General features: G+C 66.0%; 15 protein-coding genes. 4 read left to right on the forward strand and 11 right to left on the reverse strand.

The window, feature by feature from the left end; all coding sequences use genetic code 11:
• Positions 1–4: 4 nt before the first annotated feature.
• Genes JQ617_RS32805 through JQ617_RS32825 form a run of 5 tightly spaced genes read right to left on the reverse strand, consistent with a single transcriptional unit; the run spans position 5 to position 4,780 of the window.
• The gene (locus JQ617_RS32805) at positions 5–1,228 is read right to left on the reverse strand and encodes a bifunctional alpha/beta hydrolase/OsmC family protein (RefSeq protein ID WP_212029987.1); all 1,224 of its coding nucleotides are present in this window, start codon (positions 1,226–1,228) and stop codon (positions 5–7) included.
• Positions 1,229–1,254: 26 nt separating this feature from the next.
• Positions 1,255–1,920, reverse strand: coding sequence for a sulfite oxidase-like oxidoreductase (locus JQ617_RS32810; RefSeq protein WP_212029988.1), 666 nt, complete (start codon positions 1,918–1,920; stop codon positions 1,255–1,257).
• Positions 1,921–1,937: 17 nt separating this feature from the next.
• Positions 1,938–3,260 carry an MFS transporter gene (locus tag JQ617_RS32815; protein ID WP_212029989.1) on the reverse strand — a complete coding sequence of 441 codons (1,323 nt, stop codon included), beginning with the start codon at positions 3,258–3,260 and terminating at the stop codon, positions 1,938–1,940.
• A 33-nt stretch (positions 3,261–3,293) separates the two neighbouring features.
• The gene (locus JQ617_RS32820) at positions 3,294–4,514 is read right to left on the reverse strand and encodes a cytochrome P450 (RefSeq protein WP_212029990.1); all 1,221 of its coding nucleotides are present in this window, start codon (positions 4,512–4,514) and stop codon (positions 3,294–3,296) included.
• Positions 4,515–4,570: 56 nt separating this feature from the next.
• Complete coding sequence (locus JQ617_RS32825) at positions 4,571–4,780, reverse strand: ferredoxin (protein WP_063691226.1); 210 nt, start codon at positions 4,778–4,780, stop codon at positions 4,571–4,573.
• Between the two features lie 156 nt (positions 4,781–4,936).
• Here JQ617_RS32825 and JQ617_RS32830 point away from each other — a divergent pair, with 156 nt between their 5' ends.
• The gene (locus JQ617_RS32830) at positions 4,937–5,584 is read left to right on the forward strand and encodes a TetR/AcrR family transcriptional regulator (RefSeq protein ID WP_063691224.1); all 648 of its coding nucleotides are present in this window, start codon (positions 4,937–4,939) and stop codon (positions 5,582–5,584) included.
• On the opposite strand, the gene JQ617_RS32835 is transcribed toward JQ617_RS32830, so the two are convergent.
• The 4 genes from JQ617_RS32835 to JQ617_RS32850 form a co-directional block, all read right to left on the reverse strand.
• Positions 5,581–6,231 (reverse strand): aspartate/glutamate racemase family protein, encoded by a 651-nt coding sequence (locus tag JQ617_RS32835; RefSeq protein ID WP_212029991.1) that lies wholly within the window; start codon positions 6,229–6,231, stop codon positions 5,581–5,583. The two genes, JQ617_RS32830 and JQ617_RS32835, sit on opposite strands and share 4 nt — an antisense overlap.
• Positions 6,232–6,403: 172 nt before the next feature.
• Complete coding sequence (locus JQ617_RS32840; RefSeq protein ID WP_212029992.1) at positions 6,404–7,414, reverse strand: amino acid ABC transporter substrate-binding protein; 1,011 nt, start codon at positions 7,412–7,414, stop codon at positions 6,404–6,406.
• Between the two features lie 12 nt (positions 7,415–7,426).
• Positions 7,427–8,776, reverse strand: coding sequence for an aspartate aminotransferase family protein (locus JQ617_RS32845; RefSeq protein ID WP_212029993.1), 1,350 nt, complete (start codon positions 8,774–8,776; stop codon positions 7,427–7,429).
• 3 nt (positions 8,777–8,779) lie between these two features.
• Positions 8,780–9,652 (reverse strand): MurR/RpiR family transcriptional regulator, encoded by an 873-nt coding sequence (locus JQ617_RS32850; RefSeq protein ID WP_212029994.1) that lies wholly within the window; start codon positions 9,650–9,652, stop codon positions 8,780–8,782.
• A gap of 88 nt (positions 9,653–9,740) precedes the next feature.
• Between JQ617_RS32850 and JQ617_RS32855 the strand changes: the two genes are divergently transcribed.
• The 3 genes from JQ617_RS32855 to JQ617_RS32865 all read left to right on the forward strand — a co-directional run bounded on the left by JQ617_RS32855 (position 9,741) and on the right by JQ617_RS32865 (position 12,373).
• Positions 9,741–10,928, forward strand: coding sequence for an amino acid ABC transporter permease (locus JQ617_RS32855; RefSeq protein WP_212029995.1), 1,188 nt, complete (start codon positions 9,741–9,743; stop codon positions 10,926–10,928).
• 2 nt (positions 10,929–10,930) lie between these two features.
• Positions 10,931–12,040 carry an amino acid ABC transporter permease gene (locus JQ617_RS32860; protein ID WP_212029996.1) on the forward strand — a complete coding sequence of 370 codons (1,110 nt, stop codon included), beginning with the start codon at positions 10,931–10,933 and terminating at the stop codon, positions 12,038–12,040.
• A 123-nt stretch (positions 12,041–12,163) separates the two neighbouring features.
• Complete coding sequence (locus JQ617_RS32865) at positions 12,164–12,373, forward strand: hypothetical protein (RefSeq protein ID WP_212029997.1); 210 nt, start codon at positions 12,164–12,166, stop codon at positions 12,371–12,373.
• Between the two features lie 103 nt (positions 12,374–12,476).
• On the opposite strand, the gene JQ617_RS32870 is transcribed toward JQ617_RS32865, so the two are convergent.
• Complete coding sequence (locus JQ617_RS32870; protein ID WP_212029998.1) at positions 12,477–13,895, reverse strand: amidase; 1,419 nt, start codon at positions 13,893–13,895, stop codon at positions 12,477–12,479.
• A 116-nt stretch (positions 13,896–14,011) separates the two neighbouring features.
• Complete coding sequence (locus JQ617_RS32875; RefSeq protein WP_212029999.1) at positions 14,012–14,788, reverse strand: SDR family oxidoreductase; 777 nt, start codon at positions 14,786–14,788, stop codon at positions 14,012–14,014.
• Positions 14,789–14,831 lie beyond the last annotated feature (43 nt).

Raw genomic sequence — 14,831 nt, forward strand, 5'->3', positions numbered from 1 at the left:
AGCGCTAGTCGACGGCCTTCGTCACGATGCGGATCTCCGATGTCAGCGTACGGTGCACCGGGCACTTGTCGGCGATCTCCATCAGTTTCTTGCGCTGTTCGGCATCGAGGGCGCCCTCCATCGCGATGTCGCGTTCGATCTGGTCGAGCATGCCCTCGCGCGTCTCGCACTCCGCGCAGTCCTTGGCGTAGATCTTGGAGTGCTTCAGCGTGACCGTGACACGATCGAGCGGCAGCGATTTGCGGTCGGCATAAAGACGCATGGTCATGGAGGTGCAGGCACCGAGGCCTGCAAGCAGGAAATCATAGGGACCGGGGCCGGCATCCTCGCCGCCGGCAGCTTTCGGTTCGTCCGCCACCATATGATGCGGGCCGACGGTGATGATCTGGTTGAACTTGCTCTTGCGGGTCTCCTGCACCACGACCTTCCGCGGCTCTTCGGGCAGATCCATTGCTTTTGCGGGCTTTGCCATCTCGATGTAACGGCTCGCCCAGGCGGTGATCACGTCGGCCGCGTAGAGCGCGTCGGCCGGCTTGGTCAGGAGATGATCGGCGTGGTCGAGCGAGACGAAGCTCTTGGGGTGTTTTGCCGCAACGAAAATCCTGGTCGCATTGTCGATGCCGACGGTGTCGTCGACGGGGGACTGCATGACCAGCAGCGCCTTGTGCAGGCCGGTGATGTCCTTCATCAACTCGTGCTCGGCGATATCATCGAGGAATTCGCGCCTGATCCGGAACGGGCGGCCGGCCAGCGAAACCTCGACCTCGCCTTGTGCGCGGATGTTGTCGAGATGCTCCCTGAACAAGCCGGTGACATGGGCGGGATCGGACGGCGCGGCAATGGTCGCGACCGCCCTGGCCTCGGGAATTTGCCCGGCTGCAGCGAGCATCGCGGCGCCGCCAAGGCTGTGGCCGATCAGAAGTGATGGCGCCTTGCGGACGCTGCGCAGATGATCCGCCGCACGGACGAGATCGGCGACGTTCGACGAGAAGGTCGAATTGGCGAACTCACCCTCGCTGGAACCGAGCCCGGTGAAGTCGAAGCGCAGCACCGCGATGCCCCTGGCGGCGAGGGCGACCGAGATGCGCTTGGCCGCCAGCGTGTCCTTGCCGCAGGTGAAGCAATGCGCAAACAGCGCGAAAGCCGCGGGCTCGCCGTCCGGCAGCTCCAGCGCGGCTGCGAGCTGATGGCCGCCTTCGCCGGTGAATTGAAAGCGTTCCGTCGGCATGGGCTTCCCCCGTTGCTTGTTCGAACCTAATCGCCTGAATAGCGCTGCTCGGCCCAGGGATCGCCGCGGTTGTGATAGCCGCGGACTTCCCAGAAGCCCGGCGCGTCCTCGGTGAGGAATTCAATGGCCTGGAGCCATTTCGCGCTCTTCCAGAAATAGAGATGCGGGACGACCAGCCGCACCGGGCCGCCGTGCTCCTCCGTCAGCGGCTGGCCCGACCAGCTATGGGCGAGCAGGGCGTCCTCGGCGGCGAAGTCCTCCAGCGCGAGGTTGGTGGTGTAGCCGTCGTAGGAATGCAGCACGACGAAGCGCGCGTCCTCGCGCGGCTGGCAGACGGCGAGCAGCTCGCGCGTCGAGAGGCCTTCCCAAAGATTGTCGTAGCGCGACCAGGTCGTCACGCAGTGGATGTCGGAGGTGAACTGCTCCTGCCTCTGCGCGGCGAATTCGGGATAAGTCCAGAACACGGGATTGTCGACCGCGCCGTAGACGTCGAGCCGCCAGCGCTCCCGCGACACCGGCGGCATGACCCCGAGATCGAGCACCGGCCAGTCCTTGGTCAGGTGCTGGCCGGGCGGCAGGCGCTGGTCTTCGGAACGCGTGATCCTGCCGGTGAGAAAGCGGCCCTCGCGCGCCCATTTCTCCTTGGTGCGCGTCAGCTTGCTGTCGGGCGGCGGCTGGTCGTCGTCGGCCATAGGCTACTCGTGATGAGCTACTCGTGGCGATGCATTGCGGAGGCGTGCTTGGTGTCGCGCATGGTGGAATAGATGATCAGCGACAGGAAGATGACGCCGGCGAGATAGTAATAGAACCATTCCTCATGCCCGATGGTCTTGAAGTAGAGCGCAATCGCGGGCGCGGTTCCGCCGAAGATCGAGACCGTGATCGCGTAGGGCAGGCCGACGCCGAGCGCGCGGACATTGGTCGGGAACAGCTCGGCCTTCACCACCGCGTTGATCGAGGTGTAGCCGGCGACGAACAGCCAGGCACAGCAGATCAGGATGAACGCCATGAAGGGCGACTTGGTCTCCTTCAGGGTCATCAGCAGCGGCACGGTCGCAAGCGTGCCGGCGACACCGAAGAAGATCAGCAGCGGCTTGCGCCCGATCCTGTCGGAGATGGCGCCGTAGATCGGCTGCAGGATGGTCGCGAAGATCAGCGTGCCGAAGATCACGAAGGTGGTCTGGTCCTCGGTCAGGCCGACCGAGAGCTTGACGAAGGTCTGCATGTAGGTGGTGAAGGTGTAGAACGCGGCGGTGCCGCCGGCGGTGAGGCCGACGACCAGCAAGAGCTCGCGCGGATAGCGCAGCAGGTTGGTGATCGAGCCGGTCGGCTTCACCACCTTCTTGGCTTCTTCGAAGGCCTCGGTCTCGTGCAGATTGCGCCGCATCACCGCGGCGAAGATTGCGAGCGCAGCGCCGATCGCGAACGGGATGCGCCAGCCCCAGGCCTTCAGCTCCTCCGGCGTGAGGAAGACCTTTTGCAGGAGCAGCAGCACGATGATGGCGGTGAGCTGGCCGCCGATCAGCGTGACGTACTGGAAGCTCGAGTAGAAGCCGCGATGCTTGGGATCGGCGACCTCGCTCAGATAGGTGGCGCTGGCGCCGTATTCGCCGCCGAGGCTCAGGCCCTCGATCACGCGGGCCAGCGCCAGGATCACCGGCGCGGCAAAGCCGATCGTGGCATAGGTCGGCGTCAGCGCGATGATCAGCGAGCCGAAGCACATGAAGACGACGGACAACGTCAGCGAGATGCGCCGGCCGAAATGGTCGGCGAGATAGCCGAAGAACCAGCCGCCCAGGGGGCGCATCAGGAAGGTCGCCGCGAATACCACGGCAACGTTCAATTGCTGGACGACGGGATCGTTGCCGGGGAAGAACGCCGGCGCGAAATAGAGTGCGAAAGCCGTATACGCGTAAAAGTCGTACCACTCGACGAGATTGCCAATCGAGCCGATCAGGATCGCCTTGATCCGGCGCTCGGCGTCGGCAATGTCGATGTGGTCGGAGGCCGGTTTGATTGCTTGCTCAGTCACGTCCGGCCTCTCTTCCGCTGGTCTTGGAAAGGCCTACATCGCCTTTCCCAGCAGAAATGGCAACTGCCGGGGGCCTCTCACGGTGCCTTGCGACCAGGTCACGGTGCCTGCCGGATCAAGGCGGAAATCCGGGATTCGCTTCAGCCATTCCTCCAGCGCAACCTGCATCTCCATGCGCGCAAGGTTGGAACCGACGCAGCGGTGAATGCCGAGGCCGAAGGCGGCATGGCGGTTCTCCCGGCGGTCGATCACGACTTTGTCAGCTTCGGGAAACATCTTCGGGTCGCGGTTGGCGGCCGGGAAGGACAGCAGCACCATGTTGCCCGCCTTGACCGGGCAGCCCGAGATCGTGGTCTCCTTGACCACCTCGCGGGCCATGGTCACCGGCGAATAGGCCCGCAGCAGCTCCTCCACGGCGACCGGGATCAGCCTGGGCTCGGCAATCAACCGCTCGCGGTCGGCCGGCGTTCTGGCCAGATGCCAGAGCGAGGAGCCGATCGCGCTCCAGGTGGTGTCGATGCCGGCGATCAGGAGGAGGCGCAGCGAGCCCAGCACGTGCGAATCCTCGAGCGGGTTGCCCTCCTTGTCCTTGGCGTTCATCAGGTAGGAGATCAGGTCGTCGGTCGGCTTCGTCTTGCGCTCTTCGATATGCGTCCTGAAATAGTCGCTCATCTCGTGCACCGCCTGGAGCAGCATGTTCTCGTCCTTGATGCCGAGCTCCAGGATCATATGGATCCAGTTGATGAAGAGATCGCTGTCGGACTCGGGAATGCCGAGCATGTGGGCGATGGCCTGGACCGGGATGTATTTGCTGTAGCGCGCGGCGGCGTCGACCTTGCCGTCGGCGATGAACCCGTCGATCAGCTCGTTGCAGATCGCGCGCATCCGCGGTTCCAGCTTCTTCATCGCATCCGGCGTGAACGGCGGCAGCAGCAACTGCTTGGCCGGCTTGTGCACGGGCGGATCGGAGGTGATCGGCGGGGCGGCGTTTCTGGCAACCTCCGGCCGCACGTCGCGGACGATGATCCGCCGCGAGGAGAAATGCTCGGTGTCGTTGGCGATTTCGCGCACGGCCTCGTAGGTCGTGGGCATATAGCAGCCGAGGAATCGCTCGGTGTGCACGACCGGGCTTGCGGCACGCAGCTCGTCCCAGATCGGGAAGGGATCGTCCGTCCACTGCGGATCGGTGTGGTCGAAATCGTTGACCCAGTCGGTGACGGGCGGATGGGCGACAGGCTGGCTGACGTCGGACATCTCAGGAAAATCCCTCGGGGCTCGTGTTGGCTGAAGCGGGGCGGACAGCGGCCGCGCTACTCCTCGATCACGTCGATAGCGATTTCCGGACAGTTGGATTTGGCAAGCCAGGCCTTGTCCTCGAGCCCCGGCGGGACCGTGCCGTCGCCGGCTTCGCGGGCGTTGCCGTATTCGTCGAGCTCGAACAGCTCCGGCGCCAGCGCCTTGCAGCGCGCGTGGCCCTGGCATTTGTCGGGATCGACGTGAACCTTCAGTCGCTCTGCCATTGCGGCTTCCCTGGTCGTGCGCGCGAGCACGAAGGCGCCCCGCGTTCCTCATGTCAGTTTTATCGGCGGCACGTGCCGCTGCACTTTAAGTTATATGCTATTACATTCGCGTCGGGCTTCCCCTGTCAAGCGCAAACTTATAGGCTTCGCCGTAACATGCGTTCACAACTCGCCCGCAAGTCCGAGAACACTTACCATCATGGCGATCTCCGCGACGCCCTGATCAAGGCCGCACTGCGTGAGGCGGAGCAGGGCGGAGCGGAAGCGATCAGCATCAAGGCACTGGCAAAGCAGCTCGGTGTCTCGCAGCCGGCACCGTACCGGCACTTCGCGGATCGGGACGCCTTGCTGACGGCGGTGACGGCGGAGGCGTTCCGCCAGCTCAGTGCCATCCTGCGCGAAGCGATGGCAAAGCCGTCGAAGCAATCAAAGCTGTCGCGGCTGGCGCAGGCGACGCTCGATTTCGGCCTGCGTCGCAACGGCATCTACCGCCTGATGTTCGCCTCGCGCACCGTCTCCTGCGCGGCCAAGGGCAGCGAGCTGCACGAGGCGACGCGCGAGACGTTCGGGCTCGTGGTCGAAGCCCTGGAAGCACCGGCGGTCGGCTATTTGCGCGAACGGCAGGCGCTCAAGATCTGGGCGGCGATGCATGGCGTGGTGATGCTGGCCGAGCAGGGCATGTTCACCGGTGAACCGGCACATGCGACGCGCGAGGAGCTGGTCGAGGATTTTGTGAGCGAGACCAAGGCTGCGCTTGCACTCGCCATCAAGAACGCGCGGCGCCGGACGAAGGCGGGCGCCTAGGCCTTCGCCTTCAGTAGTCTCATCAGCTTCTCGACAGCACTATCGGGAGTGGTCACGACCGGACGGCCGGTGGCCTCCGCGACCAGCGGCGCCGCCGCCGCGATGCTGAACTGCGCCAGCGCAATGACGTCGCAATCGCGCAAGTCGCGCGAGGCTTCCGCGATCAGCCGGTCGTGCGTGGCGCGGTCACCGCGGTCGAGCGCCGCCAGCGCGCCTTCAGCGAGCTTCGGCACCACCTGGACGGAGGAGGGAAACTCCGGCGGCATCGAGACCAGCGTCGGCGGGAAGGTCGAGAGCAGGCCGATCCGCTTGCCCATCGTCACCGCGCGCTCGATCATGGCTTCGTTCGGCTTCAGCACCGGCATCGGCGCGTGCGCGCGTGCGACCGCCTCGATGCAGGGGCCGAACGCCGAGCAGGTGAACAGGATCGCGTTCGCCCCCGTCGCCGCCGCGTAGTCGCCAAGCGCGAGGAAGCGCTCGGTCATGGCATCGTTGAGCGTGCCGTCGCGCGCCAGATCCGCCGACAGGCTGTCGTCGAGCAGGTTCATCAGCCGCGCTTCCGGCCACGCCTTGGCGAACGCCGCCTCGATCGGGGCGATGGAGTGCTTGAGGGCGTGGATGAGGGCGATGCGAGGGGGCGTCGTCATTGAAGATGATTACCTGAGAGGTCTCGTGCCCCGGACGCAGCGCAATGCGGAGTATTGCGCTGCAGAGCCGGGGCCCATTCGCGATGACTGGGTCCCGGCTCTGCGCGGCAGCGCTCCGGACGATGCTCTGCATCGCCGGGACGCTGCAGCGCGTCCGGGACACGCAAGACGTTTACTTGAACGGAATGGCGTACATCAAGCCGCCCTTGCTCCAGAGGCCATTGAGGCCGCGATCGAGCTTGAGCGGGCTCGCCTTGCCGACATTGCGCTCGTAGATCTCGCCGTAATTGCCGGTGGCCTTGATCGCCGTGACCAGCCATTTGTTGTCGAGCCCGAGCCGCGAGCCGAGGTCGCCCGTGGCGCCCAGCAGGCGCTGGATGGCGGGGGTCTGCGACTTCGACATCTCATCGACATTGGCTTGCGTCACGCCGAGCTCCTCGGCCTCGATCAGGCCGTAATGCAGCCAGGTGATGATGTCGCTCCAGACCTCGTCGCCGTTGCGGGTGAAGGGGCCGAGCGGCTCCTTGCTGATGGTCTGCGGCAGCACGACGTAGTCGGCCGGGTTCGGCGCGGCGGTTGTGACGGCGCCGGCGAGCGCGGAGGCATCCTGGGTCATTGCATCGCAGCGGCCGCCGAAGAAGGTCTGGTACATGGTGTCGACGCGGTCGAACACCAGCGGCTTCCAGTCGATACCGTTGGCGCGGCCGTAATCGCCGAGCGTGACTTCGTGCGTCGTGCCTTGCGCGACGCAGACGGTGGCGCCCTTGAGGTCCTTCAGCTCCTTCACGCCGAGGTCCTTCTTCACCACGAAGCCCTGGCCGTCGTAGAAGTTGACCGGCCCCTGCCGCAGGCCGAGCGTGACGCCGCGCAAATAGGTCTGCGTCGAGTTGCGGTAGAGCACGTCGATCTCGCCCGACTGCAGCGCGGTGAAGCGGTTCTGCGCCGTCAGCGAGACGTAGCGCACCTTGCTGGCGTCGCCGAGCACGCCGGCGGCGAGCGCGCGGCAATAGTCGACGTCGAGGCCCTTGTAATTGCCTTGCGAGTCCGGCGCGGAGAAGCCGGCGAAGCCGGCGCTGACGCCGCACACCAGCGTGCCGCGGCTCTTCACCGTGTCGAGCGTCGCCGCCGACGCGATCACCGTCGATGCTGCGAGCACGCCCGCTGCGATAGCCACTTTCCTCATACTACTCTCCCCTCAGTGATTGACACTACGCAACACGTTGTCGACGGCCGTGCCGAGCTTGTCGACGATCTGGTCGATCTCATCCGCTGACGCGATATAGGGCGGCGCCAGCAGGACGTGGTCGCCGCGAACACCGTCCACGGTGCCGCCGCCGGGATAGCAGCCGAGCCCGTTGGCAAAGGCTTCGGCCTTGATCTTCTGGTGCAGCTTGAGCGCCGGATCGAACGAGGTGCGGCTGGCGCGATCGGCGACCAGCTCGATCGCCCAGAACAGTCCACGGCCCCTGATGTCGCCGACATGGCGGTGGTTGCCGAAGCGCTCGGTCAGGCGCTGCTCGAGCTGCTTGCCGCGGGCTTTGACCTGCGCGAGCAGATTATCGTCGCGGATCACGTCCTGCACCGCCAGCGCAGCCGCGCAGGCGAGGGGATGTGCGAGATAAGTATGGCCGTGCTGGAATGCGCCCGAGCCCGAGCGGATGGTGTCGATGATTTTCCCGCTCGCGAGCATCGCGCCGATCGGCTGGTAGCCGCCGCCGAGACCTTTTGCGATCGCCTGGATATCCGGGGCGACGCCCTCCTGCTCCCAGGCGTGCGTGGTGCCGGTGCGGCCCATGCCGCTCATGACCTCGTCGAGGATGAGCAGCGCACCATGCCGGTCGCAGATCTCGCGCACGGCCTTGAAGTAGCCGTCGGGCGCGGTCACCGCACCGGCGGTGGCGCCGACCACGGGCTCGGCCAGGAATGCCGCGACAGTGCCGGGGCCAAGCCGCTGAAACTCGGCTTCGAGCTCGGCGGCGAGCCGTGCAACGAACTGCGCATCGGATTCGTCGTCGTGCTTCTCGTGATAGGCAAAGGCCGGGGTCACATGGCTGAACGCGGCCGAGAGCAGCGGCGCATAAGGCGCGCGCCGCCAGGCGTTGCCGCCGGCGGCGAGCGCCCCGAGCGTATTGCCGTGGTAGCTCTGCCGCCGCGCGATGAAATGCTGCCGCTGCGGTTCGCCGCGCTCGATGAAATATTGCCGCGCCAGCTTGATGCTGGCTTCGATGGCTTCCGACCCGCCGCTGACGAAATAGGCGTAGGCGAGACCGCCGGGCTCATGCCCGACCAGCCTCTCGGCCAGCGCCTCGGCCGGCTCCGACGAGAAGAAGGCGGTGTGGGCGTAGGCGAGCGTCGAGGCCTGCTTGGCCATCGCCGCGATCACGCGCGGATGCTGGTGGCCGAGGCAGGAGACCGCGGCGCCGCCGGAGGCGTCGATCACACGGCGGCCGTCCTCCGCGAACAGATAGACGCCTTCGCCGCCGATCGCCTTGGGCGGCGTTTCGCGCAGCGAGCGGTGCAGCACGCGGCTGGTGCGAGTGCTCATGGGTCAACCTTTCTCCGAGACGTAGGTGGAGGCAGCAGTCAGTCGCGCCTCGGTATGTTCCAGACGCTTCTTGGCGGCGACGCCGCCGAGCGAGAACGTGACCGCGGCGAGCGATTGCGCGATCGCGATCGCGCCGGTGAGACTGGGGAAGAAGCCGGGGGAGGAGGCAGCCTCGAACAGCAGCACATGGTCGGCGCCCTCGGCCATCGGCGCCGAGAGGCTGTCGGCGATCGCGATCAGCGTTGCGCCGCTGCGATGAGCGGCCTGCGCGACGCGAACGCTCGCATGTGTGTAAGGCAGGAAGCCGACGACGATGACGGCTTCGTCGGTACGGAACGCGCCGAGATCGAGATCATCGGGACCGGATGCGCCGACGAGCTGCACCTGCTCGGGGCGGAACAGCCGCAGCTCGTAATTCAACAGCTCGGCGACGCTGCGGCAGCTCCGATAGCCCGCGATCCAGACCCGCTTGGCGTCGTGAAGGGCGCGGGCGGCCTCCGCAATCGGTTGCGCCGGAATGCGCGGCAGGCCGGCGGCCTCGGCCTCGAGCTTGTCGATGACCAGTGCGACATCGGCATTGGGACCATGTCGCCGGCTCTTCGCCCTGGCGGAGAAGGGCGAGGTCTGCGACGGCCGTCGCGCTTCCGTCAGCGCGGCACGCAGCGCGTCCCAGCCGGAATAGCCGATCGCCTTGGCGAGGCGCGTGAACGCGGCGGGATCGGCGCCGGCCTCGGCCGCGAGATCGCGCATCGAACGGGTGGTGGCGTCGTAATCATTGGCGGCGACGAAGCGGCCGACCTCCTGCAGGCGCAGGGGGAGCGATGGCAATGCGATGCGCAGTTCGCTCAGCGGCGAGGATTTCGCGGGCTCGGCCATGAAACATTTGTTGCACGCTTTTCAGATTGGTGCAACAGTTGACGTGCCGCTGCCGGAAATCGTTGCCTTCGAGAAGGATTTTTGTGCTGTGACCACGGACACGCCGAGACCGCCGCCGCGCCGCAGCCTGTTCGGTGCATGGGGCCCCCGCGAGCTGAAGGGCCTGTTCTGGCAGGTGCTCGTGGTCGGGATCGCGGTCGGCGTCGTGGCCTTCCTCTGGTCCAACACCGTCACCAATCTGTCGGCCCGCCGCATCACCACCGGCTTCGCCTTCCTCGGCCGCGAGGCCGGCATGCCCATTGCCGACAGCCTGCTCGCCTATAGTCCGCGGGACACCTACCTGTGGGCCTTCGTCGTCGGCATCGCCAACACCCTGCGCGTCGCGGTGATCGGCATCGTGCTCGCGACCATCCTGGGCACGCTGGTCGGCATCTCCCGGCTGTCGGCCAACTGGCTGCTGTCGCGGCTCGCCGCGGTCTATGTCGAGACGCTGCGCGACATTCCGCTGCTGCTTCAATTGCTGTTCTGGTACGTGCTGATGCAGGCTTTGCCGGCCGCGCGCGCGGCATGGCGGCCGCTTGAGGGCGTGTTCCTCTCCAATCGCGGCCTGATCCTGCCGGCGATCCCGTTCGGGACGGCGCAGCTCTGGGTGCTCGGCACAGCCGCGCTGGGCCTGGTTGCGTTCTATGTCATCCGGCGATGGCTGATCGCCCAGCAGATGCGCGACGGCAGGCCGCGGCCGGCCTGGCCGTTCGCGCTCGGTCTCGTCGTCGCGCTGCCGGCGGCGGTCTCGCTGGTGCTCGGCGTCTCCTGGACGATCGAATGGCCGGAGCTGCGCGGCTTCAACTTCGTCGGCGGCCTGACGCTGGCGCCGGAATATTTCGCGCTGCTGATCGCGCTCGTGACCTACACCTCGGCCTTCATCGCCGAGATCGTGCGCAGCGGCATCCAGTCCGTGCCGCGCGGCCAGTGGGATGCCGCCAACGCGCTCGGCCTGCGCCGCAGCTTCATGCTGCGGCAGATCATCCTGCCGCAGGCGCTGCGCGTGATCGTGCCGCCGATGACGAGCCAGTATCTCAACCTGACGAAGAACTCCTCGCTCGCGGTCGCGATCGGCTACCAGGACGTGGTCTCGGTCGCCAACACCACGCTGAACCAGACCGGGCAGGCGATCGAGGCCATCGCGCTGATCATGGCTGTGTTCCTCACCATCAGCCTTTCCATCAGCTTCTTCATGAACTGGTTCAATGCGCGCATCGCGCTGGTGGAGCGCTGAGCATGACCGCGATCACCGACATCCCCGATGCACCCCGCGCCGCCCGCCGGCCGCAGGCTGGCAATCCGGTGCTGCGCTGGCTGCGCCAGAACCTGTTCTCGTCGATCCCGAACGGCATCCTCACGGTGGTGCTGGTGGCGCTGCTCGCCAAGGGCGTCTTCAGCTTCGTGCAATGGGGCATCGCAAATGCGGTCTGGCTGACGCCGGCCAACGACTCCAGCGCCTGCCGCGCGGCGCGCGGCGTCGGCGCCTGCTGGGCCATCATTCCCGAGAAATACCGCTTCATCCTGTTCGGCACCTATCCGTTCGACGAGCAGTGGCGGCCGGCGCTGTCGGTGCTGCTGTTCATCGCGCTGTATTTTCTCTCGACCCGTCGCGCCCTGTGGCGGCGCGAACTCGTCTATCTCTGGATCGGCGCGCTGGCGCTGATCAGCGTGCTGATGTGGGGCGGCGTCTTCGGGCTCTCCTTCGTCTCGCAGGATCGTTGGGGCGGCCTGCCGGTGACGCTGATCCTGGCGACGTTCGGATTGGCGTTCGGCTTCCCGCTCGGCATCCTCGTGGCGCTCGGCCGGCGCTCGAAGCTGCCGGCGATCCGCTCGCTCAGCGTGCTCTATGTCGAGCTGATCCGCGGCGTGCCGCTGGTCAGCCTGCTGTTCATGGCGAGCGTGATGTTTCCGTTGTTCATGCCCGCCGGGTTCAACATCGACAAGCTCCTGCGCGCGCAGATCGCGATCATCCTGTTCGCGGGCGCTTACCTCGCCGAGGTCATCCGCGGCGGTCTCCAGGCCGTGCCGCGCGGGCAATACGAGGCGGCCGACGCGCTGGGCCTGTCCTACTGGCGCAAGCACCGGCTGATCGTCCTGCCGCAGGCGATCCGCCACGTCATCCCGCCGCTGGTCAACACCTTCATCGCCTTCTTCAAGGACACCAGCCTCGTCCTGATCATCGGCATCTTCGATCTCCTGACGACGGCCAAGACCGCGATCATCGATCCGGCGTGGCAGCAGTTCTCGGTGGAGGTCTATATCTTCGTCGCGGCGATCTATTTCGTCTTTTGCTTCGCGATGTCGCGCTACAGCCGCAGTCTCGAGGCGAGCACCGCTTCGAGGTAACCTAGGGAACACGAACTCTTTATGCCGTGCCTATAACGCGACACGGGATTTCGACTGGGAATCCTACGTTGCGAGATCCACCTCTATCTTGCTGGTGGCACTCAACAAGAGGCACGTCGAATCATGATGAAGTCTGTTCTCGCCGCGTCGGCCGTCCTGGTCGCGCTTTGCTCCGCCGCCTCAGCCCGCGAGGTGCACCATCCCTATGTCGCTTCGGAATCCGCTGCCGGGATGTCGCAGGTCCATCCGGGCTCAATGGGCTACGCGGCCATGTCGGAGGACGCGGGCTACGATGCGCATCAGTACCACGGCGGCCCGAAGGTGAACGATTAGTAGCTCCCAGGGCGCCGAGACCCTGGTGACCGCGCTGAGGTGATCGACGGCGGAAATGCCGGCATCGGCGAAGGCGTGAAGTCCCCGCCGATGCGGCCCCGCTTTATGCCTTCACCTTCGGATCGATCGGCGTCGTGCCGCGGAGGTTCAATATATCTTCCAGCACCTTCGCGCCGGCGAGCACCTGCGCGTCCGCGCGCGGCGCGCCGACCACCTGCACACCGACCGGCAGGCCCGACGCCGTGAACCCGCACGGCAGCGACAGCGATGGGCAGCACGCGAGCGTGATGGCGTAGACGATGCCAAGCCATTCGACGTAGTTCTCGAACCGCTTGCCCGCGCATTCGGCGACATAGCGGTTCTCGATCGGGAACGGCGGCACGATCGTGGTCGGCGTCAGCAGCAGGTCGTATGTCCTGAAGAATTCGACCGCGCGGGCGGTCATGCCAACGCGCTGCGCCTGGGCGCGCGCGAACTGATCGACCGTGAGCTTGAGGCCCTCCTCGATGTTCCAGATCACCTCGGGCTTGAGCAGGTCGCGCTTGGTGCGCAGCAGATTGGCCTTGGTGATCGCGAAATCGAAGGCGCGCAGCACGTGGAAGCATTCATGCGCCTCGCGCCAGTCCGGATGCGCCTCCTCCACGATGACGCCGGCCTCCGCGAAGCGTTCCGCGGCCTTGCGCGTGATGGCCTTCACCTCGGGATCAACAGGCGTGATGCCGAGATCGGGCGAATAGGCGATGCGCTTCGGCTTCTTGCCCGCCTGTGCCGCCGACAGGAACGAGGTTAAGGGGGCCGGCAGCGACAGCGGATCGTCCGCATAGTCGCCGCTCATGGCATCCAGCAGCAGCGCGAGATCCTCGACGTTGCGCGCCATCGGGCCGACCACGCCGAGATTGCGGTCGATGCCCGACTTCGGGGTATGTGCAACGCGGCCGATGCTCGGCCGCATGCCGACGACGCCGCAGAATGCCGCAGGGCTGCGCAAGGAGCCGCCCATGTCGGAGCCCTGCGCCAGCCAGGCCATGCCGGTTGCGAGCGCCACGGCCGCGCCGCCCGACGAGCCCGCAGCCGATTTCGTCGTGTCCCAGGGATTGAGCGTCGCGCCGAACACCTCGTTGAAGGTGTTGGCACCCGCGCCGAACTCCGGCGTGTTCGACTTGGCGTAGACCACCGCGCCGTTGGCCTCGAGGTTCTCGACCATGAGGTCGGACTTCGAGGGGATATTGTCCCTGAAGATGGGCGAGCCCTGCGTGTTCAGGACGCCCGCGACGTCGGTCAGGTCCTTGATCGGCAGCGGCAGGCCCGCGAGCAGGCCGCGCGCGCCGGCCGGCTTCTGCATCAGCGCCTTCGCGCTATCCCGCGCCCGGTCAAAGCACAGCGTCGGCAGCGCGTTGACCTTGCCGTCGACCTCCTTGACGCGCTTCTCCACCACATCCAGCAGCTCGAGCGGCGAAACGTCGCCGGAGCGCAGCTTGTCGACGACGGTGCAGGCGGTTTCGCGGATCAGGTCCTGAGACAATATTTTACTCCCGTGCTTATTCAATCGTCATTGCGCGCGCAGCGAAGCAATCCAGACTGTTGCCCAAAGATGCACTGCTGGATTGCTTCGCTGTGCTCGCAATGACGCAGATAGAGTTAACCCCAACCCGCGCTGATGCCGCCATCCACCGTATAGATGACACCCGACGTATAGCCGGCACGATCCGAGGCGAGGAACGCCATGAGATCGCCGATCTCGCGCGCATGGGCGGGGCGGCCGAGCGGCAGGCCCTTCTGGAATTCCTTGTAGCGGCTCTCGTCGCCGAACTGGTGCTTTGCCCGGGTCTTGAGCAGGGTGACGTGACGGTCGGTGCCGACCGGACCGGGGTTGATGCCGACCACGCGGATGTTGTCGCCGAGGCTCTTGCCGCCGAGCGCGCGGGTAAAGGCCATCAGCGCGGCATTGCCGGCACTGCCGCAGACATAGTTGGCGTCGAACTTCTCGCCGGCCGCGCCGATGTCGTTGACGATCACGCCGCCGCCTCTGGCCTTCATCTGCGCGTAGATCTGCCGCGTCAGGTTGATATAGCCGAACACCTTCAATTCCCAGGCGTGCCGCCAGGTCGCCTCGTCGATCTTGTCGATCGAGCCGCCGGGGATGTCGCCGGCATTGTTGACGAGCACGTCGATATCGGCGGCTTCCTTGGCAAGGCGCGCCAGATCCGCGGCATTGCGCAGATCGACCACGCTGGTCGCTGCGTCGATCTGGTGCGCGGAGCGCAACCGGTCGGCCAGTGCCTTGAGCTGATCGCCGTTCCGGGCCGCCAGCAGGAGGTGCGCGCCTTCCTCGGCGAACGCCTCGGCGGCGGCTGCGCCAATGCCCTTGGACGCGCCGGTGATCAGGACGCGCTTGCCACGCAGATGCAGATCCATGGGGAGTACTCGCAGGACAGGAACAGGATCAAATCAGTAGGCG

Origin of the sequence: Bradyrhizobium sp. KB893862 SZCCT0404, from assembly GCF_018130885.1 — a bacterium.
In the GTDB taxonomy this organism is placed as follows: domain Bacteria; phylum Pseudomonadota; class Alphaproteobacteria; order Rhizobiales; family Xanthobacteraceae; genus Bradyrhizobium; species Bradyrhizobium stylosanthis.